The sequence below is a fragment of the Faecalibacillus sp. TM498 genome (genome assembly GCF_020589955.1).
Taxonomy (GTDB): Bacteria; Bacillota_I; Bacilli_A; order Erysipelotrichales; family Coprobacillaceae; genus Faecalibacillus; species Faecalibacillus intestinalis.
In genome coordinates, this window is sequence record NZ_JAJDKB010000006.1 from 16,609 (window position 1) to 42,892 (window position 26,284).

The 26,284-nt window shown below is 29.4% G+C and carries 26 protein-coding genes; 2 read left to right on the top strand and 24 right to left on the bottom strand.

The window, feature by feature from the left end:
- The first annotated feature begins 101 nt into the window (after positions 1–101).
- On the top strand, positions 102–983 hold the full coding sequence (locus tag LJD32_RS03100; RefSeq protein ID WP_147579901.1) for a LysR family transcriptional regulator: 882 nt from the start codon (positions 102–104) through the stop codon (positions 981–983).
- A 25-nt stretch (positions 984–1,008) separates the two neighbouring features.
- Here LJD32_RS03100 and LJD32_RS03105 read toward each other — a convergent pair whose 3' ends face one another.
- The 10 genes from LJD32_RS03105 to LJD32_RS03150 all read right to left on the bottom strand — a co-directional run bounded on the left by LJD32_RS03105 (position 1,009) and on the right by LJD32_RS03150 (position 10,909).
- On the bottom strand, positions 1,009–2,481 hold the full coding sequence (locus tag LJD32_RS03105; protein WP_119363102.1) for a family 1 glycosylhydrolase: 1,473 nt from the start codon (positions 2,479–2,481) through the stop codon (positions 1,009–1,011).
- 172 nt (positions 2,482–2,653) lie between these two features.
- A complete protein-coding gene (locus LJD32_RS03110) occupies positions 2,654–3,151 on the bottom strand; it encodes a hypothetical protein (protein WP_227391758.1) in 498 nt (165 codons plus the stop codon).
- A gap of 87 nt (positions 3,152–3,238) precedes the next feature.
- Positions 3,239–3,715, bottom strand: coding sequence for a heme-binding protein (locus tag LJD32_RS03115; protein ID WP_227391759.1), 477 nt, complete (start codon positions 3,713–3,715; stop codon positions 3,239–3,241).
- 182 nt (positions 3,716–3,897) lie between these two features.
- Positions 3,898–4,536 carry a beta-phosphoglucomutase gene (pgmB, locus tag LJD32_RS03120; protein WP_227391760.1) on the bottom strand — a complete coding sequence of 213 codons (639 nt, stop codon included), beginning with the start codon at positions 4,534–4,536 and terminating at the stop codon, positions 3,898–3,900.
- Positions 4,533–6,221 carry a glycoside hydrolase family 3 protein gene (locus LJD32_RS03125; RefSeq protein WP_227391761.1) on the bottom strand — a complete coding sequence of 563 codons (1,689 nt, stop codon included), beginning with the start codon at positions 6,219–6,221 and terminating at the stop codon, positions 4,533–4,535. The genes pgmB and LJD32_RS03125 overlap by 4 nt, the downstream gene beginning before the upstream one ends.
- A complete protein-coding gene (locus LJD32_RS03130) occupies positions 6,218–7,585 on the bottom strand; it encodes a glycoside hydrolase family 1 protein (RefSeq protein WP_227391762.1) in 1,368 nt (455 codons plus the stop codon). The genes LJD32_RS03125 and LJD32_RS03130 overlap by 4 nt, the downstream gene beginning before the upstream one ends.
- Positions 7,578–8,867, bottom strand: coding sequence for a PTS sugar transporter subunit IIC (locus LJD32_RS03135; RefSeq protein WP_119363098.1), 1,290 nt, complete (start codon positions 8,865–8,867; stop codon positions 7,578–7,580). Before LJD32_RS03135 ends, LJD32_RS03130 begins: the two co-directional genes overlap by 8 nt.
- 137 nt (positions 8,868–9,004) lie before the next feature.
- Positions 9,005–9,805: a MurR/RpiR family transcriptional regulator gene (locus LJD32_RS03140; protein WP_032091505.1), complete on the bottom strand. Its 801-nt coding sequence runs from the start codon at positions 9,803–9,805 to the stop codon at positions 9,005–9,007.
- A gap of 251 nt (positions 9,806–10,056) precedes the next feature.
- Positions 10,057–10,566, bottom strand: coding sequence for a Gx transporter family protein (locus tag LJD32_RS03145; protein WP_147579907.1), 510 nt, complete (start codon positions 10,564–10,566; stop codon positions 10,057–10,059).
- Positions 10,550–10,909, bottom strand: coding sequence for a NusG domain II-containing protein (locus LJD32_RS03150; RefSeq protein WP_227391763.1), 360 nt, complete (start codon positions 10,907–10,909; stop codon positions 10,550–10,552). The genes LJD32_RS03145 and LJD32_RS03150 overlap by 17 nt, the downstream gene beginning before the upstream one ends.
- 41 nt (positions 10,910–10,950) lie before the next feature.
- Between LJD32_RS03150 and LJD32_RS03155 the strand changes: the two genes are divergently transcribed.
- Complete coding sequence (locus LJD32_RS03155) at positions 10,951–11,925, top strand: FAD:protein FMN transferase (protein ID WP_227359961.1); 975 nt, start codon at positions 10,951–10,953, stop codon at positions 11,923–11,925.
- A gap of 14 nt (positions 11,926–11,939) precedes the next feature.
- On the opposite strand, the gene LJD32_RS03160 is transcribed toward LJD32_RS03155, so the two are convergent.
- The 14 genes from LJD32_RS03160 to LJD32_RS03225 all read right to left on the bottom strand — a co-directional run bounded on the left by LJD32_RS03160 (position 11,940) and on the right by LJD32_RS03225 (position 26,178).
- Complete coding sequence (locus LJD32_RS03160; protein WP_227359959.1) at positions 11,940–12,725, bottom strand: RnfABCDGE type electron transport complex subunit B; 786 nt, start codon at positions 12,723–12,725, stop codon at positions 11,940–11,942.
- Between the two features lie 12 nt (positions 12,726–12,737).
- Positions 12,738–13,310 (bottom strand): electron transport complex protein RnfA, encoded by a 573-nt coding sequence (locus LJD32_RS03165; RefSeq protein ID WP_032091510.1) that lies wholly within the window; start codon positions 13,308–13,310, stop codon positions 12,738–12,740.
- Complete coding sequence (gene rsxE, locus LJD32_RS03170; RefSeq protein ID WP_052011134.1) at positions 13,307–14,005, bottom strand: electron transport complex subunit RsxE; 699 nt, start codon at positions 14,003–14,005, stop codon at positions 13,307–13,309. Before rsxE ends, LJD32_RS03165 begins: the two co-directional genes overlap by 4 nt.
- Before the next feature lie 4 nt (positions 14,006–14,009).
- On the bottom strand, positions 14,010–14,612 hold the full coding sequence (locus LJD32_RS03175) for an RnfABCDGE type electron transport complex subunit G (protein ID WP_227391764.1): 603 nt from the start codon (positions 14,610–14,612) through the stop codon (positions 14,010–14,012).
- Positions 14,609–15,526, bottom strand: coding sequence for an RnfABCDGE type electron transport complex subunit D (locus tag LJD32_RS03180; protein WP_175301186.1), 918 nt, complete (start codon positions 15,524–15,526; stop codon positions 14,609–14,611). Before LJD32_RS03180 ends, LJD32_RS03175 begins: the two co-directional genes overlap by 4 nt.
- Positions 15,527–15,535: 9 nt before the next feature.
- Positions 15,536–16,852 (bottom strand): electron transport complex subunit RsxC, encoded by a 1,317-nt coding sequence (gene rsxC, locus LJD32_RS03185; RefSeq protein ID WP_227391765.1) that lies wholly within the window; start codon positions 16,850–16,852, stop codon positions 15,536–15,538.
- A 164-nt stretch (positions 16,853–17,016) separates the two neighbouring features.
- Positions 17,017–17,991 (bottom strand): choloylglycine hydrolase, encoded by a 975-nt coding sequence (bsh, locus tag LJD32_RS03190; protein ID WP_227391766.1) that lies wholly within the window; start codon positions 17,989–17,991, stop codon positions 17,017–17,019.
- A gap of 108 nt (positions 17,992–18,099) precedes the next feature.
- Positions 18,100–19,530, bottom strand: coding sequence for a pyruvate kinase (gene pyk / locus LJD32_RS03195; protein ID WP_119363088.1), 1,431 nt, complete (start codon positions 19,528–19,530; stop codon positions 18,100–18,102).
- Positions 19,531–19,841: 311 nt separating this feature from the next.
- Positions 19,842–20,297, bottom strand: a complete 456-nt coding sequence (locus LJD32_RS03200) for a DUF3267 domain-containing protein (protein ID WP_227391767.1) — start codon at positions 20,295–20,297, stop codon at positions 19,842–19,844.
- A gap of 62 nt (positions 20,298–20,359) precedes the next feature.
- On the bottom strand, positions 20,360–21,118 hold the full coding sequence (locus LJD32_RS03205) for a Nif3-like dinuclear metal center hexameric protein (protein WP_227391768.1): 759 nt from the start codon (positions 21,116–21,118) through the stop codon (positions 20,360–20,362).
- Positions 21,105–21,794, bottom strand: a complete 690-nt coding sequence (locus tag LJD32_RS03210) for a tRNA (adenine(22)-N(1))-methyltransferase (RefSeq protein ID WP_227391769.1) — start codon at positions 21,792–21,794, stop codon at positions 21,105–21,107. The genes LJD32_RS03205 and LJD32_RS03210 overlap by 14 nt, the downstream gene beginning before the upstream one ends.
- The gene (gene rpoD, locus LJD32_RS03215) at positions 21,794–23,035 is read right to left on the bottom strand and encodes an RNA polymerase sigma factor RpoD (protein WP_032091518.1); all 1,242 of its coding nucleotides are present in this window, start codon (positions 23,033–23,035) and stop codon (positions 21,794–21,796) included. The genes LJD32_RS03210 and rpoD overlap by 1 nt, the downstream gene beginning before the upstream one ends.
- Positions 23,036–23,038: 3 nt before the next feature.
- Positions 23,039–24,790 (bottom strand): DNA primase, encoded by a 1,752-nt coding sequence (gene dnaG / locus LJD32_RS03220; protein ID WP_032091519.1) that lies wholly within the window; start codon positions 24,788–24,790, stop codon positions 23,039–23,041.
- Between the two features lie 14 nt (positions 24,791–24,804).
- The gene (locus LJD32_RS03225) at positions 24,805–26,178 is read right to left on the bottom strand and encodes a glycine--tRNA ligase (protein WP_147579915.1); all 1,374 of its coding nucleotides are present in this window, start codon (positions 26,176–26,178) and stop codon (positions 24,805–24,807) included.
- Positions 26,179–26,284: the final 106 nt, after the last annotated feature.

The window sequence follows — 26,284 nt, forward strand, 5'->3', positions numbered from 1 at the left end:
ACTCCTTGATTAATTGATAACTCTAGTTTAATATGAATGTATTATCAAGTAAATTAAATGATTTTAATAGATATGTTTAATTTTTTTAATAGGAGACTCTTATGGAAATACAAGAACTTATTTCATTTACAACAATTGTTCAACAAGGTAGTTTTTCAAAAGCTTCTAAAAAGTTAGATTATTGTCAAGGATCTATCACCGTTCATATCAAAAATCTTGAAAGAGAACTTGGTGTACAATTGTTTGATCGTTTAGGTAAAAAGGTTACTCTTACAAATCATGGTAAAACATTTTATCAGCACTGTTTGAAGATACTTGATGATATTTCATGTGCGAAAGAAGCCATTAATCCTTCATTAGAACTTAATGGTCATCTTACAATTGGAACTATTGATTCATTATGTTCTTCCATAGTTCCTCAGCTTATTTGTAAATATCATCAATACCACCCTCATGTATCTGTTTCGATTACAACAGATACAATTGAAGGACTTTTAAAAATGCTTAAAAATAACGATATTGATTTTGCATACTTAGTTGATAAACAACTTTTAGATACAGATTGGCTAAAAATATATCAATCTAAAGAAGAAGTTACTTTTGTAGCATCATGTCATCACCCAATCTGTAAAATCAAACAGCCAACAATTCAAGATATCCTAACTTATCCTATTATTTTAACAGAAAAAAATGCCAGTTATCGTCGCCTTCTCGAAGAAAAGCTTCATGAAGACAATTTAGAAATTAAGCCTTTTATCCAATCTAAAAATACAGATTTGCTTTTAGAACTATTGAAACTTGATCAATATATCAGTTTTTTACCAAAATATATTTTAGAAAATGATTTAAAAAATAAAACAATCATTCAAATTAATATTCCTGATTACCAAATTGATGTCTATCGTCAACTTCTCTGCCATAAAAACAAATGGCTTTCTCATGAAATGAAATCATTCTTTCAATTAATAAAAGAAAAATATTAAAAAAGAATTGCATTTTGCAATTCTTTTATAATTCTTCTCCGTTAGACTGACATACTTTTTGATACCAGTAGAAAGAATCTTTACGTGCACGGTGCAAATCACCATTTCCATCATCATCCATATCTACATAGATAAATCCGTAACGTTTTCTCATTTCACCAGTTCCTGCTGAAACCACATCAATACATCCCCAAGGCATATATCCCATTAAATCAACACCATCTTCATCAACTGCTTTTTTCATTTCAATGATATGTTGTTTCATATAATCAATACGATAAGGATCATGAATTGAACCATCTTCTTCCACTGTATCGATAGCTCCTAAACCATTTTCTACGATCCATAATGGTTTATGATAACGATCCCATAATTCATTTAATACAATACGAAGACCAACTGGATCAATTTGCCATCCCCAATCATTTGCTTTTAAATAAGGGTTTTTAACAGCACTTTCTAAGTTAGAAGCTGTTCTTTTAGCATCTACGTTTACAGTAGCAACACTTGTTGAATAGTAAGAAAATCCAATATAATCTACTGTACCAGCTTTTAATGTTTCTAAATCTCCATCTTCCATTTTTAATTCAATACCAGCATTTTTATATTCAATAAGTTTCCATTCTGGATAGAATCCTTTATTTTGAACATCTGTATAGAATGTACGTAATCTTTTTTCAGTAATACGTTTCCACATATTTTCTGGATTACAATCTTCTGGATAAATTTCTGAATAATTGATCATCATCCCAATTTGAAATTCTGGATTGATTTCATGACCACGAATTACTGTTTTTGCTGCAGCAACAAGCATATGATGAACAGCTTGTGCAACTTTATCTGGTCTAGATAAAGCTTCTGTAATTCCTAAGTTTGTGTAATCTTTACAGAAATTGATTTCATTAAATGTTAACCAATATTTAACTTTATTTTTATAACGATTGAAAATTGTTTCTACATAATTCATATAGAAATCAATTGTTTTTCTATTATACCAACCATCATATTCTGTTGCTAAATGAAGTGGTAAATCAAAATGTACAATTGTTACTTGTGGTTCAATACCATATTTTAACATTTCATCAAAAACATCATCATAGAATTTTAAACCTTCTTCATTAGGTTCTTTTTCATCCCCATTTGGGAAAATTCTTGTCCAGTTAATAGACATACGGAATGATTTAAATCCCATTTCTGCAAATAATGCAATATCTTCTTTATAATGATGATAGAAATCAGTTGCCACATGGCTTGGATAATATGTATCTTCATCCACATATGGTACAGCACCATCAGGTACTTCAGTTCCACGACGATCAATAAATTTTGTTGATCCATCAGCAAGCTTTAAAGCCATACGTCTAGGAATATTATTTCTTCCATCTCCACCAGTGATGACATCTTGAATAGCAAGACCTTTACCACCGCTTAAATATCCACCTTCATATTGGTTAGCAGCTGTTGCGCCACCCCAAAAAAATCCTTCTTTAAATCCCATTTGAATTCCTCCTGTTTGTTCTTTACTTATTATATTCATTTTATTGTATTCGGTTTCATTTTTTCATAAAATGAAAACTCATTTTTCAAATGAAAAAGAATTCGTTATAGCAAAAACAAAGGTAAGGGTGATAAAAATTAAGAAATCAAATAAGAATGTCCCGCATGAATTTCTATTGCATCAAAACCAATGGTTTGTGTCTTTTAGCAGCTGTTGCATAATCATCTGCAATACTATAAATTTCTTCTACTGTTAAAGCATGAGGAATCGCTCCTCCTGCTTTATTAGGAGTTGCACTCGCAGAAACAGGTTGTATTCCAATACGACTTTCCATGGCACTTGCTCCTGCATGGTTTAATTGAATAGCTATTTTCGTACCATATTGATGAATGGCTTCACATAGTTTATAAAGACGAGGTATATAATTATCGGCATCTATACGTAATTGTGTTGTTCCATTACTTCCTTCTGGATATTTCACACAAGCATTTTCTACAATTAAAAGACCATAGCCTCCTTTAGCACGTCTTTCATAATAATTCATATGTAAAAAACTCATCTCACCATTTTGTTCACCAAAGTTTGTTCCCATTGGTGCCATGACTAATCGATTATCTAATGTCATATTTCTAATAGTGATTGGTTCAAATAATTTTTTATATTGATTCATATCATCATCCTCCATCAGTTAACTCTAACAAATTAAAAATAAGAGATAAATATAAAAAGCATTATATATGTTACAAAAAAAGATATTTCAATTTCTTTCTTGAAATACCTTTTCTAACACTTGAATAATTACTCCATGATCTTCCTGTGGTCTTAATCCCGTAAAAGTAATTGTTCCAACAAATGCATCATTTTCATAAAGAGGAAAACTTCCTCCACAGATCCCATAACTTTCATCATCAATCATATAATCGTAAAGATGAAATTGCATATTATCTAAGAAGATATAATACGAAGAATGTTTCGTTTCATAACAAACTTTTTCTTTTCGATTTAACCACGATGTATTTTCTAGTTCACTGTATTCAGCAATGATTTTATCTCTATAAACAATTCTTGATGCAAAAGGTTTATCATACGCTTTAGCAGCCTCTATGATTTGTTGAATAATTTGAAGTGCAGTATTTTGATTAAATGTTTTAAAGCAATATTCTTCTTGTTTTAATATATTATTTTTATTTGGGTGATTTCCCTTATTTACAAAATAGTGATAGTAATCTTTCATAGTTCTTTTATTCCTTTGATTTCTATTTTAAAAGGAATCATAAAAAAGACAATTTCAATTACATATCAAATTCATAAGTAAAACAAAAAAGAATATGATCAGCATCATATCCTTAATATTTCCCAAAAATTTCCTAAACTATTTATGGAGGTATTTTGGACTAGGAATCTTTGGAAAATCTATTATTTATTATTTATTTCTAATAAATCCTTGAAAGTATTTAAATGATAATCTGCATAAGGACTTCCATAAGCACTGGAAATAGCTGCAACATGCATTGAAGCACTCTTTGCTGCGATACATCCCGCAAGAGCATCTTCCACAACTAAACAGTTCTTATAATTTTTTTCTAATAAATCAGCAGCTTTCATAAATACTTCTGGATGTGGTTTAGAGTATTGAATCATTGTTCCATCGCAAACAACATCAAAATAGTTTTCTAAACCAAGTTGTTTTAAAATAAGTTTTGTATTTTTACTTGATGAACCGATTGCTAATCTATATCCTTTATTTCTTAATTGATCAAGTGTTTCTTTAACTTCAACAGAAAGATCACTAGGTGTCATTTGTTTAAGATACTGTTGATATAAAGTATTCTTTTTATTCGCAAATCCTTCTTTTTCTACTTGAGAATAAGTTTGACTGCTTTTTTCTAAAATAATATCTAAGCTTTCCATACGTGAAACTCCTCTTAATTTTTCATTATCTTTTTCATCAAATGAAATATGAAGTTCATCACTAAGTTTCTTCCAAGCCAAGTAATGATAATGATCTGTTGAACAAATCACGCCATCTAAATCAAATATAATTGTATCTATCATCTTTTGGTATCCCACTTTCCACAAAATGCATCAACTGGACTCACACCTACAAACTTTTCTTTACCTACCAGTTTATTAACTAATGATTGAATAACTACATCATTATGACTATAACCATTGATATATGTTTTAATCATTGGAACATCTAATAAATGATATGGATTGGCAAGCGAAATAAAGAGCGTTGGTATATCTTGTACAAACCAAGGAGCATTGGCAGCCATTAATTTAATCCACTCAACACGTCTTACTGTATAATTACTTGCTGTATCAAAATCAGCAACATAAATAACTAAATCATATTTATCTTTTAAATATGAAACACCTGTTTCAAAAATTTCATGGAAATCAAGTTGATTTTCATCATAAACATCTACATTAAATCCTAGATCATTTAAATAATCTTCTATTTTCTTTTGACTTCCAGATTCTTTAAAACCACCCTTTGAGGTATCTGTTAAATGATACAAGCGAATATTTTTATACTTTTGAGGTGTTATCGGTAAAATATCTTGCTTATTTTTAACTAAAGTAATTGCTTTGCTTGCACATTGATAAGCAAGTTCTTGATGTTCTTTACAACCAACTACATCAATCTCATTTAATGGTTTTTTATTTTCAAATACACCATTTGCCATCTTTGTTGCCAAAATTCTAAGAACTGCTTCATTTAATCTCTCCAATGACAAGAGACCATTTTCTAAACCTTTTTTCATAAATGTATAATCTTCATCGATATCTTTATTAAAAAGAATCATATCACATCCATTTTCAATACTTAAAGGAATTGCTTGACTTCGAGGTAAAGCAACATTATACCCAATCATCGCCGTTGCATCCGTTACAATTAATCCATTAAAAGAAAGTTTTTCTCTTAATAGATTCGTTAAAACTTCTTTTGATAAACTTGCTGGTAAAATATCTTCATCCTTAATTGTCGGATTAAAATATTTAACATAATGAGGTAATAACATATGACCGACCATAATAGTTTCTACTCCTTCATCAATAAATGATGAATAAATATTTCCATAGCTTTCATCCCATTGCTTTACCGTTAAATCATTAACACTACTTACTAAATGTTGATCACGCATATCAACACCATCTCCAGGAAAGTGTTTGATACAAGGGATAACATTATATTTTCTCAAGGCATTGATTTGTTGTTTAGCATAAGCAATTACTTTTTCTTTATCAGAACCATAAGTTCTAATATTTGTAATCGGATTTAAATAGTTAAAGTCAATATCTACAATAGGAGCAAACGACCAATTACATAAAACCGCATTTGCTTCCTTTCCTGCAATCATGCCTAAATGATATGCTTGTTTTAAATCATTCGTCGCAGCAACACCCATTTGTCTAGAAAAATAAGTACCATCTATACAAATTCCATTTCCGCCACTTTCCAAATTAGCAGCTAACATTAAAGGTATTTTACTATAGTTTTGAATTGTTTCATGAATCTGTTTAATTTTTGTTGATTCCAGAGGTCGATACATCATCGCTCCTGGTTTATATTTTTCAATAAATTCTACAATTTCTTTTTCTTCAAAAGATGATCCAATAGGACAAAATACTTGTCCTATTTTTTCATCAAGTGTCATAGAATCTAAAATACTTTGTACTTTTCTAATTTGTTGATCGTTAAGATAAAAAGGTTTACTCTTTAAATCTATCATAATTTTTCACCATTACTTTCAATAACCTTTTGATACCAATAAAATGAATCCTTTTTAATACGTTTACAATCCATTACATCTTCATCTGTTCTATTGACATACACTAAACCATACCTTTTAGAAAATCCTTGATGTGAACTTACCACATCAATAAATGACCATGGACAGTATCCAAAAATTGGATACCCTTCTTCTTTCGCAATTAATACTTCTTTAATATGAGATTTTAAATAGTCAATTCGATAATCATCGTGTATTTGATTATTTTCTAATACATCACTATAAGCCATTCCATTTTCTGTAATAATTATCGGTAAAGAATATCGGTTATAAATTTTATAAATAATACTTCTTATTCCTAGTGAATCTATACCATTTGCCATCCATTTTGTTTTCTTTAAATGTTCATTTGGACATACTTCAAACATAGAGCTTCTAAAAAATGGTGGTAATTGATAATTGACAGTTGCTGTTTTATTTTCCTTTACACAAATAGATGAATAATAATTGATTCCTATAAAATCAGGTTGAACAGCATGTAAAATCTCATCATCACCATCTTCTTTAACAGGAGAACAATTCATTTTTTCTAAAATATTTTTAACTCTAAATGAGTATTCTCCTTTTACAGACATATCTAAAAGCATATACATCATAAGTTCTTCCGCATCCATCGCTGCCAAAACATCTTCTGGTGAAGAACTATAGGGATATACATTTTGTACAGCATTAACAACACCAATCTTAGCTTTTGGATCAATTTCTTTTAATAATTTCATAGCTTTTTTTTCTGCCAAAGAAGCATGATAAGACATTTGGTACATATTTTTTGTTTGTAATACTTTATCACTTTCATGATTACCATTTAAATCACTTGCTGCCATAGCAATAAGTTGTTCATTAATCGTTACCCAATAATTAACAATACCTTTCCATTTTGTAAAGCATATTCTCGCATATTCAACAAAAGCATCAATGCATCTTCTGTTTTTCCAACCACCAAATTCATCTACTAATGCTTGTGGCATTTCAAAATGATAGAGAGTTGGAATAGGTTCTATGTGATTTTCTAAACATAAATGAATAATTTGATCATAAAAATCCAATCCTTTTTGATTAACATGATGCCCATCTGGCATAATTCTTGCCCAACAGAATGAAAAGCGATAAGCTTTTAAACCTAATTCTTTCATCAAAAGAATATCTTCTTTAAAATGATGATAATGATCACTTGCTACTTTGCAATCTGCAATACCTTCTTTTACTTGTCGAACATCTGTTGTTGATAATCCTTTTCCATCTAAGTTATAACCACCTTCTACTTGAAATCCACTTGTAGAAGCACCCCATAAAAAGTTATTCACCTTGTTCACCTTTTTCCTTTGCTAATGCTTGATTGTCAATTGTTTTAAAGAATGGATAATAAATAATAATTGAAATAACAACAGCTACTAATTGATAAATTCCCCAAGATAAACTTCCTTGCATGATTCCAGAAATAAGTGGTGGCATTGATCCTAAACCTAAAATTCCTATTGGTGCTGTTACAATTCCAAATTGAATTAAAGCATATCCTAAGCAAACTAAAACAATAGGACAAATAATAAATGGAATAAGCATAATTGGATTTAAAATAACTGGTAAACCAAAGATAACTGGTTCATTAACACTAAAGATACCACAAGGCAATGTTAATTTACCAAATGATTTGTATTGATTACTTTTTGCTTTAAAGAACATTAAAATAACGAGTCCAATTGTTGCACCTGATCCACCTAAATTAGCTAAATCCCATAATCCAATATTTAAAACATGTGGAATTGTTTTTCCTGCAGCCATTGCTGCTGTATTATCACCAATATAACTTAACCAAATTGGGAATAAAATTGGTAATACTGTCATTGAACCATGAATTCCAAAAAACCATAATAATTGTGCGATTAAAATAATAATGATGAATGCAGGCAAGTTACCAGTTAATGATTGTAATGGTGTTTGAATAATTGTATAGATACAATCTGTTGCATTTCCATAAGGTGTCACTGCAAATAAAGCTCTAAAAATTAAGAAAACAATCGTAATAATAACTCCTGCTAATAATGATGATAAAGATTCACTTACCATTTCAGGTACAGAATCTGGTAATTTAATAACAATGTTTTTTTCAGTGATTAACGCTAACAATCTAGATACAATAAGCCCTGCAAGTAATGCCACAAAAACTCCTTTTGTTCCTAAATAAGAAATATTAAAGAAACTAATTCCTGAGTCAGCTAATGTTGTTGTATCTAAAGGTACAAGTAACATATATGCAAATAAAGATAAAAATCCTGAAGTTAAAGTATATTTTTTATTTTCAAAAACAGTTGCTCCTCTATAACCAACAGCAAACGCCATATAAACAGCTAATAAATTTGTTGTTACATTTTGCACTCCTGTAAATAATTGATCTAATCCTGTTGAAGCTAATAAATCTGTATAAGGTTGCCATGATATATTTGTTAAAATTGTAAAAACGGCACCTACCATAATAATTCCTAATGTAGACATACATCCACCACTAATCGCACTCAAATATTTATTTTGAGATAGCTTATTAGCTACTGGAACAAGTGTCTTTTCAATAATTGATATTAATTTTTCCATTTTACTTCTCCTTGTATGTATATGACATTGGCCTTTGTCTATCGTTAGTATAACAAGAATATGTAAAGAATAAGTCGTCAAAAAAACAGTGCGATTTTCAAAAATACACACTGTTTTTCAGATATTGAAAATAAGAATTAATATGTAAAATAAATACAATAATACATGATAATAATTTCTAAACTATATAATAATGACATCCTAGATTCAGTATTTGTATTATCCTGGCTACATAAAATGACTTCTTTATCAATAAATTCATTAATCATCTTATTATGATTATTCATCGTTAAAACAATAAGTTTAATATTTTTTTCAAGAAGTATTTGAATAACTTCACTATGTCTATAAAAATAACCTCCCTCTACACTTAAAATAATCACAACACTATTTTCTTTAAGATTATGCGCCGCTTCTAATTGTTCATCATTGGAAATTGCTACCGTAATATATTTATTCATCAAAGCAAATCTATTTTGTATATGTTGTGCTAGTAATGTTGAAAACTCTAAACCTAACACTAAAACTTCTAAACTATCATGGATATATTTACATACATGATCTAGTTGCTCAAAATCAAGATGATCATATGTAAATTGAATATTATCAATAACATGTTTTGTATAATTTTGAAAAATTTCTTTAACATCTTTTTTATCAGCTTTTATAATTTGAGGAGAATAATCTGTTTTAGATATATCAAGTGTATTTAAACAAGCATTTTTAAATTCTTGAAAAGAATGAAATCCTATCAATTTAACAAAACGTGAAATTGATGCTGGTGATACAAAACATAATTCTGATAACTCATTAATTGTTTTTTCTGGTATAACACTATAATGAGTAAGTAATGCAAGTGCTATATCATAATTCGTATCTTTTTTATATTGTCCATTTACATATCTTAGCAATGTTGATAATACTGAATCTGTATTCATAACTTTCCTCCATCTAACATATGTATTTTAACACAATTTCTATTAATTATAAATTTTCAGCTACTAATTATTGGCTGAATATCACCTATTTTAAGTCATCTTTTACAAACACAACAATTAATTGAAACATCACTTGTATAACATTTAACCCATTCTTTCATCTTTTCTTCTTGTATTTTTGCTACTAAGATTGGAAATAGTTTTCTTTTAATCGTTGCATTGTTTCTATTTTTTGAACAATAAACATACTTCTAACCTCTTTTCTTTAATTGATTTCCTATTTTTAAATAAATGATTTCACCTAAAATGCCTATTACAATACCCGATAGTATACCAAAAAGCATTAGATACGGTAAATAATACATAAATACTGTTGAACTAAAAAAAAGCATTGCTACCAATAATTGTCCTACATTATGAAAAATACCACCCATAATGGAAATAATGATATCAGAAAATAAATTTGTTTTTAAAAATAAATACATGATTATTAAAGAAAGCAATCCTCCTGATAAACTATATAAAAACATATAGAAATTCGTAAAAGTCATAGAAACAATCAAAATTCTTAAAAACATGACAATAAAAGCCTCTTTTAAGCCAAAACAAAGAAGTAATGTCAAAGTAACGACATTTGCAAGCCCTAATTTAGCTCCTGGAACGCCTAAATAAAGAGGTATTAATGATTCTATATAACTTAAAACAATTGCTATTGCACAAAATAAAGCCAAATAGCATAATTTTTTAATAGACTTTTCCATCTTCTTTTCCTTCATTTCCTTCAATTACTTCCACAACTAAATGATGAGGCAAACAAACAATCGTTGCCCCTTTTTTATTTATTTTCCCTTGTTTAATACATAAATGATCTGGACAAGTTGCTTTTATCATAAAAACCTCATGATTTTTAATTTGTATTTTATTTTTATTATCAATATTAATGATTTGATCATCATCTAAAGAATAATAACCTTCAATTTGATCATTTTTTTTTATGACAATTTTTGCTCCTTGTTGTTTTGATTTAAAAAGAAAAAGTCCTCCTATCAAAACAACAAGAATGCCAAGAATAATCAAATCATTTCTTAACGTTTTATTTTTCATCTTCTTACTCCATGCTATAATATAAAAAAAGGAGGTTACCTATGAAAAAATCAATACTTTCATTACTTATTTTTTCATTTATCCTTTGCGGTTGTAAAAACACAACTCCTCTTTCTAATAAAGAATTTTGTCTAGATACAATTATCCAAATAACCCTTTATGATTCTTCTTCTAAAAATATTTTAAATAACTGTTTTGATTTATGCAAGAAATACGAGCGTATCTTTTCTGCCAATAATAAAAAAAGTGAACTCTATAAAATCAATCATTCTTCCAACAAATTAGAAGCTCAAGAATTATCTGATGATCTCTATAAAGTGATTAAACAAGGGCTTTATTATAGTGATTTATCAAAAGGAAGCTTTGATATTACCATTGGTTCGATTTCTTCATTATGGGATTTTAAAAAGCACACACTTCCTGAAGATCCGTTGATTCAACACCATCTTCACGATGTTTCTTATAAAAATATTATTTTAGAAAATCATAAGATACGTTTTCTAAATACAGAAACAATGATTGATTTAGGGGCAATTGCAAAAGGATACATCGCCGATCAAATCAAAAACTATTTACTTAAAGAAAATGTCAAGAGTGCCCTTATTAATTTAGGAGGTAATATTTTATGTGTTGGTAAAAAACAAGAGAATCCTTTTATTATTGGAGTTACCAACCCACAACAAACATCTGATTCATTGTTTAGTTTAAAAATCAATGATTTATCTGTTGTTACAAGTGGAACTTATCAAAGATTTTTTGAAATTGATTCTAAAAGATATCATCATATTTTAAATCCAAAAACAGGTTATAGTTATGAAAACGGTTTAAGCTCAGTAACGATCATTTCTAAAAAATCAATTCAAGGAGATGCTTTGAGCACGGTTTGTTTTTCTTTAGGAAAAGAAAAAGGACTTGAATTACTTAACTCACTTGAAGGTGTTTCTGGTTGTTTTATTGATGAAAACAATCAAGTAAGTTATAGTAAAGCCTTTAAGCACTATTTAAATAAGGACTAATGTCCTTTTTCTTTTTATTCAATAATCTTTCTTGGACATTTTTCTTTGCATTTACCACAATGAACACATTTAGAATAATCAATATGTGCTAAAAAGTTTTCAACTGTAATTGCTCCTGTTGGGCAAACTTTTTGACACATCATACACCCTAAACATCCTGCCTTACAGTTTTTATTAACTACTGGTCCTTTATCATGACTATTACATCTTACATGATAAGTAGAGTCATAAGGAACCATTTCAATAAGATGCTGCGGACAAGCATCCATACATTTTTGACATGATTTACATTTTTCTTTATCAACTTGAGCAACACCATCAATAACATGAATGGCATCAAAAGCACAAGCCTTTACACAACTGCCATAACCCATACAACCAAAACGACACTTTTTATCGCCACTTCCTGGGACAACGGCTGCACTTAAACAATCATGAATACCATCGTATTGATATTGTCTTTGTATTTTATCACACGTTCCCTTACATTTAACATAAGCTACTAAATGTGTATTCTCTTCTACTTCTAAATGGAGAATTTCTCCTATTTTTTTAGCAACTTCATTACCACCTACAGGACATTGATTAATTGGGGCTTCTTTTTTAGCAATTGCACATGCAAGGCCATCACATCCAGGATAACCACAAGCTCCACAGTTATTTCCAGGAAGAACCGCTCTAATTTTTTCTTCATCTTCATTGACTTCTACTTTAAATTTAACACTGGCAAGTGAAAGGAATATTCCAATAAACAATCCTATACTCCCAACAACAATAACTGCAATAATGACTGTATTCATCGTATTTCCTCCTTAAATCAAGCCTGAAAAGCCAATAAAGGCAATAGCCATCAAACCTGCTGTAATTAAAACAATTGGTGAGCCTTGTAAAACATGAGGAATATCATTATCGGCAATTCTTTCTCTTATTCCTGCTAAAATTGTAATTGAAATTGTAAATCCTAAAGCTGTCCCAAAACCGGCTACAACACTTGTTACAAAATCATAATTATTTTGTACATTTGTTAAAGCAACACCTAAAACAGCACAGTTGGTTGTAATAAGAGGTAAATAAACACCTAATGAATTATATAAAGGTGGAAAATATTTTTTTAAAAAGAGTTCTACAAATTGAACAAGTGCTGCAATAATTAAAATAAAAGCGACTGTTTCTAAATATTCAACATGTAACAAAACAAGTAAACGATACAATAAATGAGTTACAGCTGACGCAATTGTAATTACAAAAATAACTGCACCACCCATAGACATTGCGGTTTTGGTTTGTTTTGAAACTCCTAAAAATGGACATAACCCTAAAAACTGCGATAAAACGACATTATTAACTAAAGAAACACTAATCAGTGTTAAAATAAGTGTTTTCATTTTTCAGGATCCTCCTTTAACAAAGATTTATTTATTTGACATTGATTACCGTGACAATGCATACAATCTCCCCCACACTTTAAAGATGAATGAGAAACATTCGTTGCACTAGGTAATTTTAATTTATTTTGAATAGCTGTTAGCAAAGCAAGTATAAAGAATGCTCCTGGTGCCATCACAAAAATCGTTATTGGCTCAAATGAAATTGGTAATGACATTGAAAAGAATGTTCCTGCACCCAATATTTCTCTTACTAAACCTATACAAGTTAAAGCAAAAGTAAAACCAAGCCCCATACCAAGACCATCCATAATTGATAAAAGTGGATTATTTTTAGAAGCAAAAGCTTCTGCTCTTCCTAAAATAATACAATTGACAACAATTAAAGGAATATAAATACCAAGTGTATCATATAAAGATGGAATATATCCTTGTAATAATAATTGTACAACTGTAACAAGAGAAGCAACAATGACAATATAAGCAGGAATACGCATACGACTAGGAATAATATTTCTAAGTGCTGAAATAACAAAATTCGACATAATTAAAACCGCCATCGTCGTAAGTCCCATTCCCATTCCATTCATTGCTGAAGTTGTAACCGCAAGAGTTGGGCACATACCAAGCATTAATACAAAGGTAGGATTTTCTTTAATGATTCCATTATATAAAGGTTTTAAATATTTCTTCATATTTTCATCTTCCTTTCAATAAATCATAAAAATCTAAGGCTCCATTGATTCCATTTGTCATTGCTTTAGAAGTAATGGTTGCTCCTGATAAAGAATCTACTTCATCTTCATTTTGTTTACCGTTTTTAACGACTTGGAAATGATCTACTTTTTTCCCTACATACTGATTTCTAAACTCTTCATTTTTAGCATTCATTCCAAGTCCTACTGTTTCATCAATTGATAAAATTTCAACTCCTGTAATTTCTTTTTGAAGGTTGATACCAATAATGATTTCAATATCACCACCAAAACCATCATGATCAATCACTTGAATAATAGAACCGATAGTTTGTTTTTGATGATATGCTTTTAAAGCATTTTCTATTTCAAGACCATTTTTACCATAATCCCCTTTAAGCTTTTTAGATAATTTTTTGATATCATTTTCTTTATAAGCTTTAAAAGAAGTTGCTTCTTTCATCACTTTTAAATAAGCATCTTGCTTACTTTGTTGTGATTGGTGTTGAATAGGATTCTTTGTTATTTGATAAACATAACCAAGAAGTCCTCCGCAAATAATAGTAATCACGCATAAAATTAAAATATCTTTTATTATTTTTTTCATTTGACAACACCACCTTTTAATGTGAGTTTATCAATTAATGGTACTAATAAATTAGAAATAATAATGGCATAAGAAACACCTTCTGCACTTGTTCCAAAAAAACGAAATAATCCTGTTAATACACCTAATAAAATACCATAAATAAGTTGTCCTTTTTGATCCATTGGGCTTGTTACATAATCAGTAGCCATGAAAAAGGCACCAAAGATCAAACCTCCACCACATAACTCACAAGCTAAATAATAAGCATCAAAAGGACATGGTGATAAAATCAATGTAAAAATAGAAAATGTTAAAAGATATGTTAAAGGAATGGTTACTTTAATAACTTTTTTAACAATCAAATACATTGCACCTATTAAAAGTGCAATTGCAGAAGTTTCTCCAATTGTTCCAACAGTATTTCCAATAAACATCCTTATTAAATCAAAGCTTTCTCCATTTTTTAAAATTGCAAGTGGCGTTGATGAAGTCATCCCATCAAATACAAAATTTGTCATTCTTCCAGTAAAGGAAATCAATAAAAAACATCTTGCAGCTAACGCTGGATTCATAAAATTTTGTCCTAATCCTCCATAAAATTGTTTAACCACAATAATAGCAAAGAGACCACCAATAACAGGAAGCCATAAAGGAACTGTTGATGGTAAATTTAAAGCAAGAATAAGTCCTGTGACAACTGCTGATAGATCTTTGATGGTAATTGTTTTTTTCATAAAACGTTCATATAAATATTCTGCTAAAACACATGTTGTTATCGTTGTTACAATAATCAATAAAGCATTTATTTTAAATTGAATAATTCCAAATAAAGTAGCTGGTATTAAAGCAATAATGACATCTAACATAATAGAAGATGTTGTAACACGATCTTTAATATGCGGTGAAGCAGAAACATGTAGTAATTGATTCATGAATAACACCTACTTTCTTTTATTAACAGAGACTAAATATTTCATCTTCTTAAATGCCTGTGTCATATTTCTTTTTGCTGGACATGTATAGCTACAACAACCACATTCTATACATTCCATTCCACCATTTAAAATAAAGGCCTCTGTATCATTTTTTGTTGCTATTTGATAAAGTTTTTGAGGAACTAATAAACTCGGACACACGTCTTTACATCGACCACAACGAATACATGCAGAAGGTTCAAAAAGGGATACTTCATCTTGTACAAGTGCAAGTAAAGAACTTGATGTCTTAGTTACAGGTATATCTAAATGAATAAGGGCGCTTCCCATCATTGGACCTCCACAAATAAGTTTTTGAACTTCAGATTTGAAACCTCCTAATTGTTCAACGATCTGTTTAAAACTCGTTCCTATAGGAACTTCAATATTGCTAGGTGTTATTCCATCACCCGAAATCGTCATTACTTTAGAAATTAAAGGTTGATTATAACGAACCGCTTGATTAATAGCAATCACTGTAGCTACATTATCAACAATACATCCTACATCTAAAGGAAGCATTTTAGAATTTAATGTCTTTCCTGTTAAAACCTTAACAAGCATTCTTTCTCCACCTTGAGGATATTTTGTTTTTAGTTCTTTCACAGCAATTCTTTTTTCATCTTTACACTTTTCTTTTAATAAATGAATAGCCTTTTTTTTATTATCTTCAATGGCAATATAACAAAGAGCTTTTGGAAACATTTCTAATAAAACATGAATTCCTGCTATTAGTTCATCTGTTTTTTCAAGCATCAAGCGATAATCACTTGTAAGATAGGGTTCACATTCCGCACCATTAACAATATAATATTGAACTTGATTTGGATCTTTAACAGATAATTTTACATGTGTAGGAAACCCTGCTCCTCCTAGACCAACTATACCTGCTGCCTTAATTCTTTCAATTTTTTCTTCATAAGTTAATTCTTGTTTATTATTATTATTATTATTATTTTCAACTTTTTGATATAATCCATCATTAGCAATAACAATTGATTCTTGCATTTTCCCACTGACATCCATTCTTTCTTCTATTTTTTTTACTACACCTGAAACTGAAGAAATAATAGGACTTGAAACAAAAGCATCACTACAAGCAATAACTTGCCCAACTTTTATCTCATCTTTTACTTTAACAATTGGTTGACAAGGTGCACCAATATGTTGTTTTAAGGGAAATACAACTTCATCACTTGCTTTTATTTTAATAATAGGTAAATCCTTTGTATATTGTTTTTGATCTTTTGGATGTATGCCTCCAATAAATGATTTTAAACTCATAACTTCCATCCCCTTTAACCCTATTTTAGTCCTATTATTTTCAAATTGAAAGCGTTTACAACAAGTTAAAAAATTAACTTGTTTTCTTTGAAATATATGAAAATTATGTGATTTTAATCACATTTAAATATAAAAAAAAGATAGCTTTCGCTATCTTAAAAACACTAATTTTGTTCATAAAATTCTTCATCATCTAGCATTGGGTAACTAGTAAGATGTTGACCATCTAAATTTACTTTATGCATATTAACGGCAGTAATTTGTCTTCTATTATATGTTGTATAATAATAGATTCCCTTTTGACTATTCCAACATGACGTATAAATCGTAATTTCATATTTTCCATCATCTACTTCACAACATCCTCTTTGTTGTTCTACAGAACCTAAAATATGGAAAAATTGGTTAACACTATCTCTTTCATTATCTTTTGATTGTCCGTTCATTTTAGTAAATGCAACTCTTACAAAACGTGACATTGAAGATAAATCACCAGGTAATCCAAGAGCTCCCATTCCTCTAGAATAGGATTTTAAATCTAGTTGTTTAGAAAAATAATTTTGTGGTTGTTTAGGTGATAAAGACATATAATTATTTAAATTAAATAATTGTTTATCAAATGAGGGATTGTTTGCAAGAACACCGACTGGATTTTCATAGATTTTTAATCCTTCTTCGACTGATTCAACAGTTATACATCCACTTTGATCTGCAATGATCCAATGTAATGATGCGGCTGGTAAATGTTCGTTATAAGGTGTCTTCACTAAATTGATTGTTTGAATAAGTTGTTTAGCTTCTTTAAGCGTTGCACATTGACTTAAAATCCAAGGAATGAATTCATATTGAGCAACGTTGACTGCTCCTTCTTTAACCTCTTGATAACAAGCATTTCCGACAAAATTTAATCCTGCCATTCCTAAACCTTTTTCATTAACAGCGTCATAATATAAAGGATATTCATCTAATACATGAGCCATACCAATCATGGCATAATGTTCAATATTTTTTGATCCATGTCTATATTGTAAAGGATAGTTTCTCGGCATAATAGCTATTTTTTCACCATAGGAAAATTCATAATCCAAAGTTCTACCCATATAAAAATCTTTTGTTTGATAAGTTGCTGCTGTACACATATAAAATCTCTCTTTCTTTTCATTGTTTTGCTATTATATAGTATAACCCATTTATTTCATCTTTATGAATTAGAAAAGAAAAACACTCCTAAGAGTGTATTTCGAATATTATTTAACTTCTACAAGTTCTAAATAGCTTGTTGCACCTTTAACTCCTGGTGTTCCACCAGTAACTAAGATTTTTTGACCAGGTTTTACACCATTTTCTCTAGCAATAATACTTGCATAATCAATCATTGAAATACGTGAGTTTAATTGTTTACAAGGTACTGCTTTAACACCCCAGTTTAAAGCTAAAGCTTTAACAGTTTTAAGTGATGGAGTTGCAGCAATAATACGAGATTTTGTACGATAACGAGCCATTTTACGAGCTGTAAATCCAGATTCTGTAAAGGCAATAATTGCTGCTACATTGAATTTATAAGCAATTTCTGCAACAGACATACAAATAGCTTCGCTTGTATCATCTGGTGCTGTACGAATGGCTTGTCTTTGTAAGCTTTGATAATCTAAACTAGATTCAATCTTATGAGCAATTTTTGACATCATTAAAACTGCTTCTTGAGGATATAATCCACTTGCAGATTCACCAGATAACATAATTGCATCTGTACCATCATAAATCGCATTAGCCACGTCAGATACTTCCGCACGTGTTGGTCTTGGATTTTGTTGCATACTTTCTAACATTTGAGTGGCAGTAATAACGATTTTACCACGTTGTTTACATTTTTTAATAATTGATTTTTGAATAAGTGGGACATCTTCAGCAGGAACTTCTACACCTAAGTCACCACGAGCAACCATGATACCATCAGCAATATCAAGAATTTCATCAACGTTTTCAACACCTTCTTGATTTTCAATCTTCGCTAAAATTTGAATATCATTTCTACCATTTTCAATTAATAATTTTTTAATATCAATAATATCTTGTGCTCTACGACAGAATGAAGCAGCAACATAGTCAAAAGGTTGATTTGCACCAAATGTTAAATCTGAAATATCTTTAGGTGATAAATAATCAAATCCTAATTTAATCCCTGGAACATTGATTCCACGTTTATTTTTTACTTCTCCATCATTTGCTGCAACACAAACAATATCTGTTCCTTCAATATGATCAACTAATAATTCAACTTGACCATCGTTTACTAAGATAAAACCACCTGGTTTAACATCTTTATATAAATCTTTATAAGTAATTGTAAATCTTTCACTTGTTCCTTCAATATCTTCTACACAAATAGTTGAAGTTTGTCCTTTTTTAAAAGTTGTTTTTCCACCAACAAAATCACCAGTTCTAATTTCAGGTCCTTTTGTATCTAATAAAATAGCAACATTTGTCGATAATTCTTTATTAATTTCTAATAAAGTATTGATTTTTTCTTCATGTTCTTCATGAGTTCCATGAGAAAAGTTTAATCTCATGACATTCATTCCAGCTTTTACTAATTTAGTAAGCATTTCTTTACTTTCTGAAGCTGGTCCAATAGTACATACAATTTTTGTTTTTGACATAATCTCGTTTTTGTTCATAATTCTTGCCTTCCTTTACTCTCTACATCTTTTAGTATAAACCTATTTTTTTAAGATAACAATGCATAAAATCAATGTAAGCACATCCACTTAAAAAATATTTTTTCTTTCATTATTTTATGAAAAAAGAGTTACAAAAAAAGATAAAATAAAATAAATTAATTTTTTGAAACTTATTTTTATTTATTTTCAGGTATATACCAATAAGAATTCATCTGATATAAATAGGTTCTAGCTCCTTTAGGCATTTGTGTAAGAGCATTGAAAACATTATAATAATCTCCTGCCCCCATCGCTACAGCAATAACTCCCTATAAAGCAAACATCAAATATTTAGTTCCTAGAAAAGATAAGCAGTAAGGAAGAAAACCAAAAACTAAATTTGATAGAAGAGACATAAAAATAAATCTTTTTTTACTCATTGTTTCAGTTCCTAAAACAAAAACCATTCCTTGTTTAAAATTTGTATAAAGATAAACGTCTTCTTTAAAACAAAGGGCATGTAAAAGCTCATGAGGAAACATTGTTAAAATTGGAAAAATAAAAGCAAGCATCACATCATCAAAATAAAGCAGTAAATCATTTTTATATACTAAAAGAATAGGAATAGATAAGATGACCATTAATACAAGTCCTATTGTATTAGCAATAACAGCAAGTTCTTTGGATGAACTGACTTCTTTAAATTTTACAGCATTGGGTTGATGTTTTCTTTTCGGTAATATTTCAGGATCTAAATTATATTTTCCTTGATAATGTAATTTCATAATAAAGCTCCTTTCTTATAGCCTATCAAATATGAAAAAACTCTTGAGTCATCCCAAGAGTTTTATTCATATTTAAAATAATCAAGACTTTCATGAATTTGTATTTGAATTGATAAATCTTCTAATAATTCAGGAAGTTTTTCTTCAATTATAACTTCTAAATGATGACCAGGATCAATTAATAAACAATCATGATCAATAGCATATTTAGCATGACGATATTTAGTATCACCTGTAATATAACAATCTACTTGACCAGTAAGAATTTCTAAGTCGTCTGCTGCACTTCCCCCACAAATAGCAATTGTATGTATCATTTTATTTGTATTTTTACTATATTTTAAATGTTGCAAATGAAATTTATCTTTTACATATTCTATAAAATCTTGTCCTTCCATTGCTTGATTTAAAGTAGCTTTCTTTCCTACTTCATAATGATCATAACAAGCAACATCATGAACACCTAATTTTTGAATCAACCAATCATTCATGGAAATCCCATTTTGTCCTCTATCTAAACATGTATGTAAGCTATAAACAACAATGCCATGTTTAATAGCTCTTTCAATAAATTTTCCTTGATGTAAAGATGTATCCAGGTTTTTTATTTTTTCTAATAAAAAAGGATGATGTGTAATTAACATTTGACAATTATTTTCAATACAGGCTTGTAATGTTTCATTATCAGCGTTTAAAGCAATATAAACTTTTTTAACTTCCTTTTCTCTACTTCCAATTTGTAGGCCACAGCAATCAAAATCCATTTGAAGATTTAAAGGAAAATATTTCTCCAAATGATTCATAATTTCATAAGCTTTCATTAAGTTCACCTTCAATTAATTGTTTTTGTTTTTCTAATTCTAAATATCTTGGATGATTTGATGGCAAATCTTTCATAATCTTTAAATATGTTTGATATTGTTTTTGCCAATAACGAATAAATAATTCATCTTTATTTTTTCTTAAAATTGGACCAAACATCATATCTTCTTGATTATATTGAATATCTTGATTTGTATTTTCTACAACCATCATTTCATAAACATGATGACCATCTTTAATCATCTTTTCATCAATAATTTTAAAATGATTTTTAAATAAATATTTTCTTAGATGATCCGTATTAGCGTTAGGTTGTAAATAGAATTGTTTAACTTTGTTTAAATACGCTTTATTTTTTTCTAATATTTCTACAATTAGAAATGATCCCATTCCAGCAATCGTTACTATATCAACTTCTTTATCAAGAATAGGATCTAATCCATCTCCTAATAAAGCTTCAACATTTTCTTCGAAATGATATTGCCTAATAGTAGAAAGTGACGCCGCAAAAGGACCTTTTGCGACATCACAAGCATAAGCTTTATCTATAATATTTTTTTCAATTAAATAACATGGCAAATAAGCATGATCTGTTCCAATATCTGCCAAGATATTTCCTTTTTTATGTTTTTCTACCAAATAAGCAAGTAATTCTAATCTTTTTGATAGTTTCATTAACGATCTAAGAAATCCTTTAATCTTTTAGAACGAGATGGATGTTTTAATTTTCTTAATGCTTTTGCTTCAATTTGACGAATACGTTCACGTGTAACGTTAAATTCACGCCCAACTTCTTCAAGAGTTCTTGTTCTTCCATCATCCAAACCAAAACGAAGTCTTAATACTTTTTCTTCACGATCTGTAAGTTCTAATAAAACATCATTCAATTCATCTTTTAATAATTCATTAGCAGCATAATCATCTGGAGACATTGCTCCTTCATCTTCAATAAAATCACCTAAATGTGAATCATCTTCTTCACCAATTGGTGTTTCTAATGAAACGGGTTCTAATGAAATTTTTTGAATTTCACGTACTTTTTCAGGTGTCATACCATCCATTTTTTCAGCAATTTCTTCAGCAGATGGTTCTCTACCTAATTCTTGAATTAATTGTCTTTGAATACGTGTTAATTTATTGATTGTTTCTACCATGTGTACTGGAATACGAATTGTACGGGCTTGATCGGCAATTGCACGTGTAATTGCTTGTCTAATCCACCAAGTCGCATAAGTAGAGAATTTAAATCCTTTTGTATAATCAAATTTTTCTACTGCTTTAATTAACCCCATGTTTCCTTCTTGGATTAAATCTAAGAATAACATTCCACGTCCAACATATCTTTTAGCGATGGAAACAACTAATCTTAAGTTTGCTGCAGCAAGTTCTTTTTTAGCTTGTTCATCTCCTTCAAGAATTCTTTTAGCTAATTCAATTTCTTGATCATGATTTAATAATTCAACTCGCCCAATTTCTTTAAGATACATTTTTACAGGATCATTAATTTTAACATTACTTCCAAGTTGAGTGCTTTCGCTTTCTTTATCATCATCATGTTCTTGATACATATGTAATGTATCCCCTGTCATCATATCGAAATCACCATCAAAATCTAGATCAGGAGTATCATCTGCATCATCTATATCAAGGTCTAAATCATCATCCATTGCAGGAACGCCTGCAAGTAACATATCATCATCTACATCTAATGAATCTAAATCATCATCAGAAATAGTAATTTGATTTTGTTGAATATATTCAAGTAATTCTTCTGCGAGTTCATCACTTAAATCATAATTCATTAAATATTCATCAATTTGTTCTTGGGTTAATACATTGTTATTGTTTTTTGCTTCATTTACAACTAATTTTTTTAAATCATCAAATGAAACTGCTTGTACTTTTTTCTTTGCCATAGTTTACTCCTTATCTTTTGATTCTATAATTTCTTGAAGAATTTTTGCTTGTTGACGAGGATCATATGTTTGTGATAGCTCCTGTTCAAGTTGTTTAATTCGTTCAATTTTAAGTTTTTCTTGTATTATTTTGATATAATCATCAATTGCTTGATTTGATTCTAATTGAGGTAAATGTAAAGATGATATTTCTAAAATTCTTTTAACAATATCTTGATCATCAATCATATTAATCAAATCAGCAACTTCTAAAATGACGTACTGACGATAATAATCAATAATATAGGAAGCAATTAAGCGATTAACTTTATCATACATATAGCCTGCTTTTGCTTCATATTGCATCGCATACTTTTTATCCTGCATCATATAATATAACAAATCTCTTTCAGCCTTTTGATACTTATCAATCAATCTTGAAACATGATCATAAGTCACTGGTCTAAAAGGTATTGGTTTTTTTACAAGAGTTTGTTGACTCATTAAATGATGAATTGTTTCTTTAGAAAATCCTGATTTTTTTTCAAGTTGACCAATATAATAATCTTGATCAACAATATCATCCAATTGCATGATGACTTTAACCATGGATTCTAAATAATTTTTTCGATCTTCATAATTATCAACATTGATACGTTCATAATAATAATTTAATTTAAACTCAACAGCACTTATTGGATTTTTAAAGAGTGCTATTAATTCATCTTTTCCTTTAGCTTCTAGAAATTCATCTGGATCCATTGCATCAGGAATAACCACGATTGATGTATGAAATCCTTCATTATTTAAAGCATCCACACATTTGATCATCGCATTTTTTCCAGCTTGATCACCATCAAGACATAAAACAATATCATTTGATAATCGTTTTAACATTTTTAAATGTTGTGAAGTTAAAGCTGTTCCCATAATTGCGACAGTATTTTTAATACCCGCTTTATATAATGCTATTACATCCATAAAACCTTCTAGAATAATGACTTTACCTTCATTTCTAACATCATTTTTTATACGATGGTAATTGTATAAGGTCTCTCCTTTAATAAAAATTTTAGATTCAGGAGAGTTCATATACTTAGATTCTTTTTGATTTTTTTGATAGATACGACCACTAAAGCCAACAACACGTCCTTCACTATTATGTAAAGGAAACATAATACGATTGGAATAGCGATCGTATCCTACTTCAGATTCTATAACAAGCCCTGATTCATAAGCTTGCATTCTTGAAAAACCAGATTTTTCAAAAGCCTTTAATAAAATATTTTGTTCCGGTGCATAACCAATTTCAAAATAGTCAATAATATCTTTAGATAAATGTCTTTGACTTAAATAACTATTTGCTTCTAAAGCAAGCTTCGTCGTTAAATAATGTTTATAAATACGATTTGCTTCTTCATGCATTAAATAGTATGGTTCTAATTCTTGATTTACATGTGGTTTTTCTTCATAAAATGTAAAATCACCTAAATCAACATTTCCCATTTGAGCCACCATTTTGACAGCTTCCATAAAGGAAATTTTTAAGTAATCTTGTAAGAAAGTAAACACATTTCCACCGTGTGAACATACAAAACATCTATAGATCTGCTTTTCAGGTGAAACAGACATTGATGGATGATCATCATTGTGAAATGGGCACCTTGCTAAATAATTACGTCCTCTTCTTTCTAAAGGAAGATAATTGCCAATAACATCAACGATATCAACGCTTTGTCTTATTTCATTGATTTTTTCATTTGAAAGTCTTGGCATAATGATCTCCTTTATTAGAAAGTAATTTTATCTTGAATATAATCTACTAATTGATCAATTGGTAAACGTACTTGTTCCATTGTATCTCTATCACGAACAGTAACAGCATTATCTTCCATTGTATCAAAATCAACAGTTACACAATATGGTGTTCCAATAGCATCTTGACGACGATATCTTTTACCAATTTGACCTGCAACATCAAATTCAACAGAGAAATGTTTAGCAAGTGTTGCATAAACTTCTTCAGCTTTTTCACTTTGTTTTTTAGTAAGTGGTAAAACTGCTACTTTATATGGAGCAATGGCAGGATGTAATTTCATCACTGTTCTTGTATCTCCATTTTCTAATGTTTCTTCTTGATAACTATCACAGAAAATAGATAAGAATAAACGGTCTGCCCCTACAGATGGTTCAATAACATATGGAATATATTTTTCATTTGTTTGAGGATCTAAATATTCTAAAGATTTTTTAGAATGTTCCATATGACGAGATAAGTCATAATCAGTACGATCAGCAATACCCCATAATTCACCCCATCCAAATGGGAATTTATATTCAACATCACATGTAGCCTTAGAATAGAAAGATAATTCTTCTTTTTCATGATCTCTGAATTTTAAATTTTCTTCTTTTAATCCTAAGTCTAATAAGAATTTTTTACAATAAGCTTTCCAATAATCAAACCATTCTAAATCAGTATCTGGTTTACAGAAGAATTCTAATTCCATTTGTTCAAATTCTCTTGTTCTAAAAATAAAGTTACCTGGTGTAATTTCATTTCTGAATGATTTACCAATTTGACCAATACCAAATGGTACTTTTTTACGAGAAGTTCTTTGAATATTTTTAAAGTTTACAAAGATTCCTTGTGCAGTTTCTGGACGTAAATAAACAACAGATTTATCATCTTCAACAACACCCATATGTGTTTCAAACATTAATTTAAATTGTCTAACATCAGTGAAATTACTTTTTCCACAGTTAGGACAAACAATATTATGTTCTTTAATATAAGACATTGTTTGTTCATTAGACCAACCTTCACTATGTACAGAAGGATCATATGCTTCAATTAATTTATCTGCACGATGTCTTGTTTTACATTCTTTACAGTCAATTAATGGATCAGAGAAACCACCAACATGTCCTGAAGCTTCCCATACCTTTGGATTCATGAAAATAGCTGAATCTAAACCAACGTTGTAAGGAGATTCTTGAATGAATCTTTTCCACCATAAACGTTTAATATTGTTTTTCATTTCAACACCTAATGGTCCAAAATCCCATGTATTTGCTAGTCCATCATAGATTTCTGAACCTTGATATACAAAACCAGTTGATTTTGCATGATTTACTAATTTATCCATATCTTTAGTTGCCATAATTTTCTCCTTTTTTTACGATATAAATGAATAAAGACTTGGCTTTCCAAGTCTTCTATCTTTTTTTCGCGTACAAATAAAATACCCTTATAGTGGATATTTGTCA

What these genes read in the sequence shown, in the direction of transcription:
- LJD32_RS03100 (WP_147579901.1), top strand. Translation starts at nt 102, where the DNA reads ATGGAAATACAAGAACTTATTTCATTTACAACAATTGTTCAACAAGGT.
- LJD32_RS03105 (WP_119363102.1), bottom strand. Translation starts at nt 2,481, where the DNA reads ATGGGATTTAAAGAAGGATTTTTTTGGGGTGGCGCAACAGCTGCTAAC.
- LJD32_RS03110 (WP_227391758.1), bottom strand. Translation starts at nt 3,151, where the DNA reads ATGAATCAATATAAAAAATTATTTGAACCAATCACTATTAGAAATATG.
- LJD32_RS03115 (WP_227391759.1), bottom strand. Translation starts at nt 3,715, where the DNA reads ATGAAAGATTACTATCACTATTTTGTAAATAAGGGAAATCACCCAAAT.
- pgmB (WP_227391760.1), bottom strand. Translation starts at nt 4,536, where the DNA reads ATGATAGATACAATTATATTTGATTTAGATGGCGTGATTTGTTCAACA.
- LJD32_RS03125 (WP_227391761.1), bottom strand. Translation starts at nt 6,221, where the DNA reads ATGATAGATTTAAAGAGTAAACCTTTTTATCTTAACGATCAACAAATT.
- LJD32_RS03135 (WP_119363098.1), bottom strand. Translation starts at nt 8,867, where the DNA reads ATGGAAAAATTAATATCAATTATTGAAAAGACACTTGTTCCAGTAGCT.
- LJD32_RS03140 (WP_032091505.1), bottom strand. Translation starts at nt 9,805, where the DNA reads ATGAATACAGATTCAGTATTATCAACATTGCTAAGATATGTAAATGGA.
- LJD32_RS03145 (WP_147579907.1), bottom strand. Translation starts at nt 10,566, where the DNA reads ATGGAAAAGTCTATTAAAAAATTATGCTATTTGGCTTTATTTTGTGCA.
- LJD32_RS03150 (WP_227391763.1), bottom strand. Translation starts at nt 10,909, where the DNA reads ATGAAAAATAAAACGTTAAGAAATGATTTGATTATTCTTGGCATTCTT.
- LJD32_RS03155 (WP_227359961.1), top strand. Translation starts at nt 10,951, where the DNA reads ATGAAAAAATCAATACTTTCATTACTTATTTTTTCATTTATCCTTTGC.
- LJD32_RS03160 (WP_227359959.1), bottom strand. Translation starts at nt 12,725, where the DNA reads ATGAATACAGTCATTATTGCAGTTATTGTTGTTGGGAGTATAGGATTG.
- LJD32_RS03165 (WP_032091510.1), bottom strand. Translation starts at nt 13,310, where the DNA reads ATGAAAACACTTATTTTAACACTGATTAGTGTTTCTTTAGTTAATAAT.
- rsxE (WP_052011134.1), bottom strand. Translation starts at nt 14,005, where the DNA reads ATGAAGAAATATTTAAAACCTTTATATAATGGAATCATTAAAGAAAAT.
- LJD32_RS03175 (WP_227391764.1), bottom strand. Translation starts at nt 14,612, where the DNA reads ATGAAAAAAATAATAAAAGATATTTTAATTTTATGCGTGATTACTATT.
- LJD32_RS03180 (WP_175301186.1), bottom strand. Translation starts at nt 15,526, where the DNA reads ATGAATCAATTACTACATGTTTCTGCTTCACCGCATATTAAAGATCGT.
- rsxC (WP_227391765.1), bottom strand. Translation starts at nt 16,852, where the DNA reads ATGAGTTTAAAATCATTTATTGGAGGCATACATCCAAAAGATCAAAAA.
- bsh (WP_227391766.1), bottom strand. Translation starts at nt 17,991, where the DNA reads ATGTGTACAGCAGCAACTTATCAAACAAAAGATTTTTATATGGGTAGA.
- pyk (WP_119363088.1), bottom strand. Translation starts at nt 19,530, where the DNA reads ATGAACAAAAACGAGATTATGTCAAAAACAAAAATTGTATGTACTATT.
- LJD32_RS03200 (WP_227391767.1), bottom strand. Translation starts at nt 20,297, where the DNA reads ATGAAATTACATTATCAAGGAAAATATAATTTAGATCCTGAAATATTA.
- LJD32_RS03205 (WP_227391768.1), bottom strand. Translation starts at nt 21,118, where the DNA reads ATGAAAGCTTATGAAATTATGAATCATTTGGAGAAATATTTTCCTTTA.
- LJD32_RS03210 (WP_227391769.1), bottom strand. Translation starts at nt 21,794, where the DNA reads ATGAAACTATCAAAAAGATTAGAATTACTTGCTTATTTGGTAGAAAAA.
- rpoD (WP_032091518.1), bottom strand. Translation starts at nt 23,035, where the DNA reads ATGGCAAAGAAAAAAGTACAAGCAGTTTCATTTGATGATTTAAAAAAA.
- dnaG (WP_032091519.1), bottom strand. Translation starts at nt 24,790, where the DNA reads ATGCCAAGACTTTCAAATGAAAAAATCAATGAAATAAGACAAAGCGTT.
- LJD32_RS03225 (WP_147579915.1), bottom strand. Translation starts at nt 26,178, where the DNA reads ATGGCAACTAAAGATATGGATAAATTAGTAAATCATGCAAAATCAACT.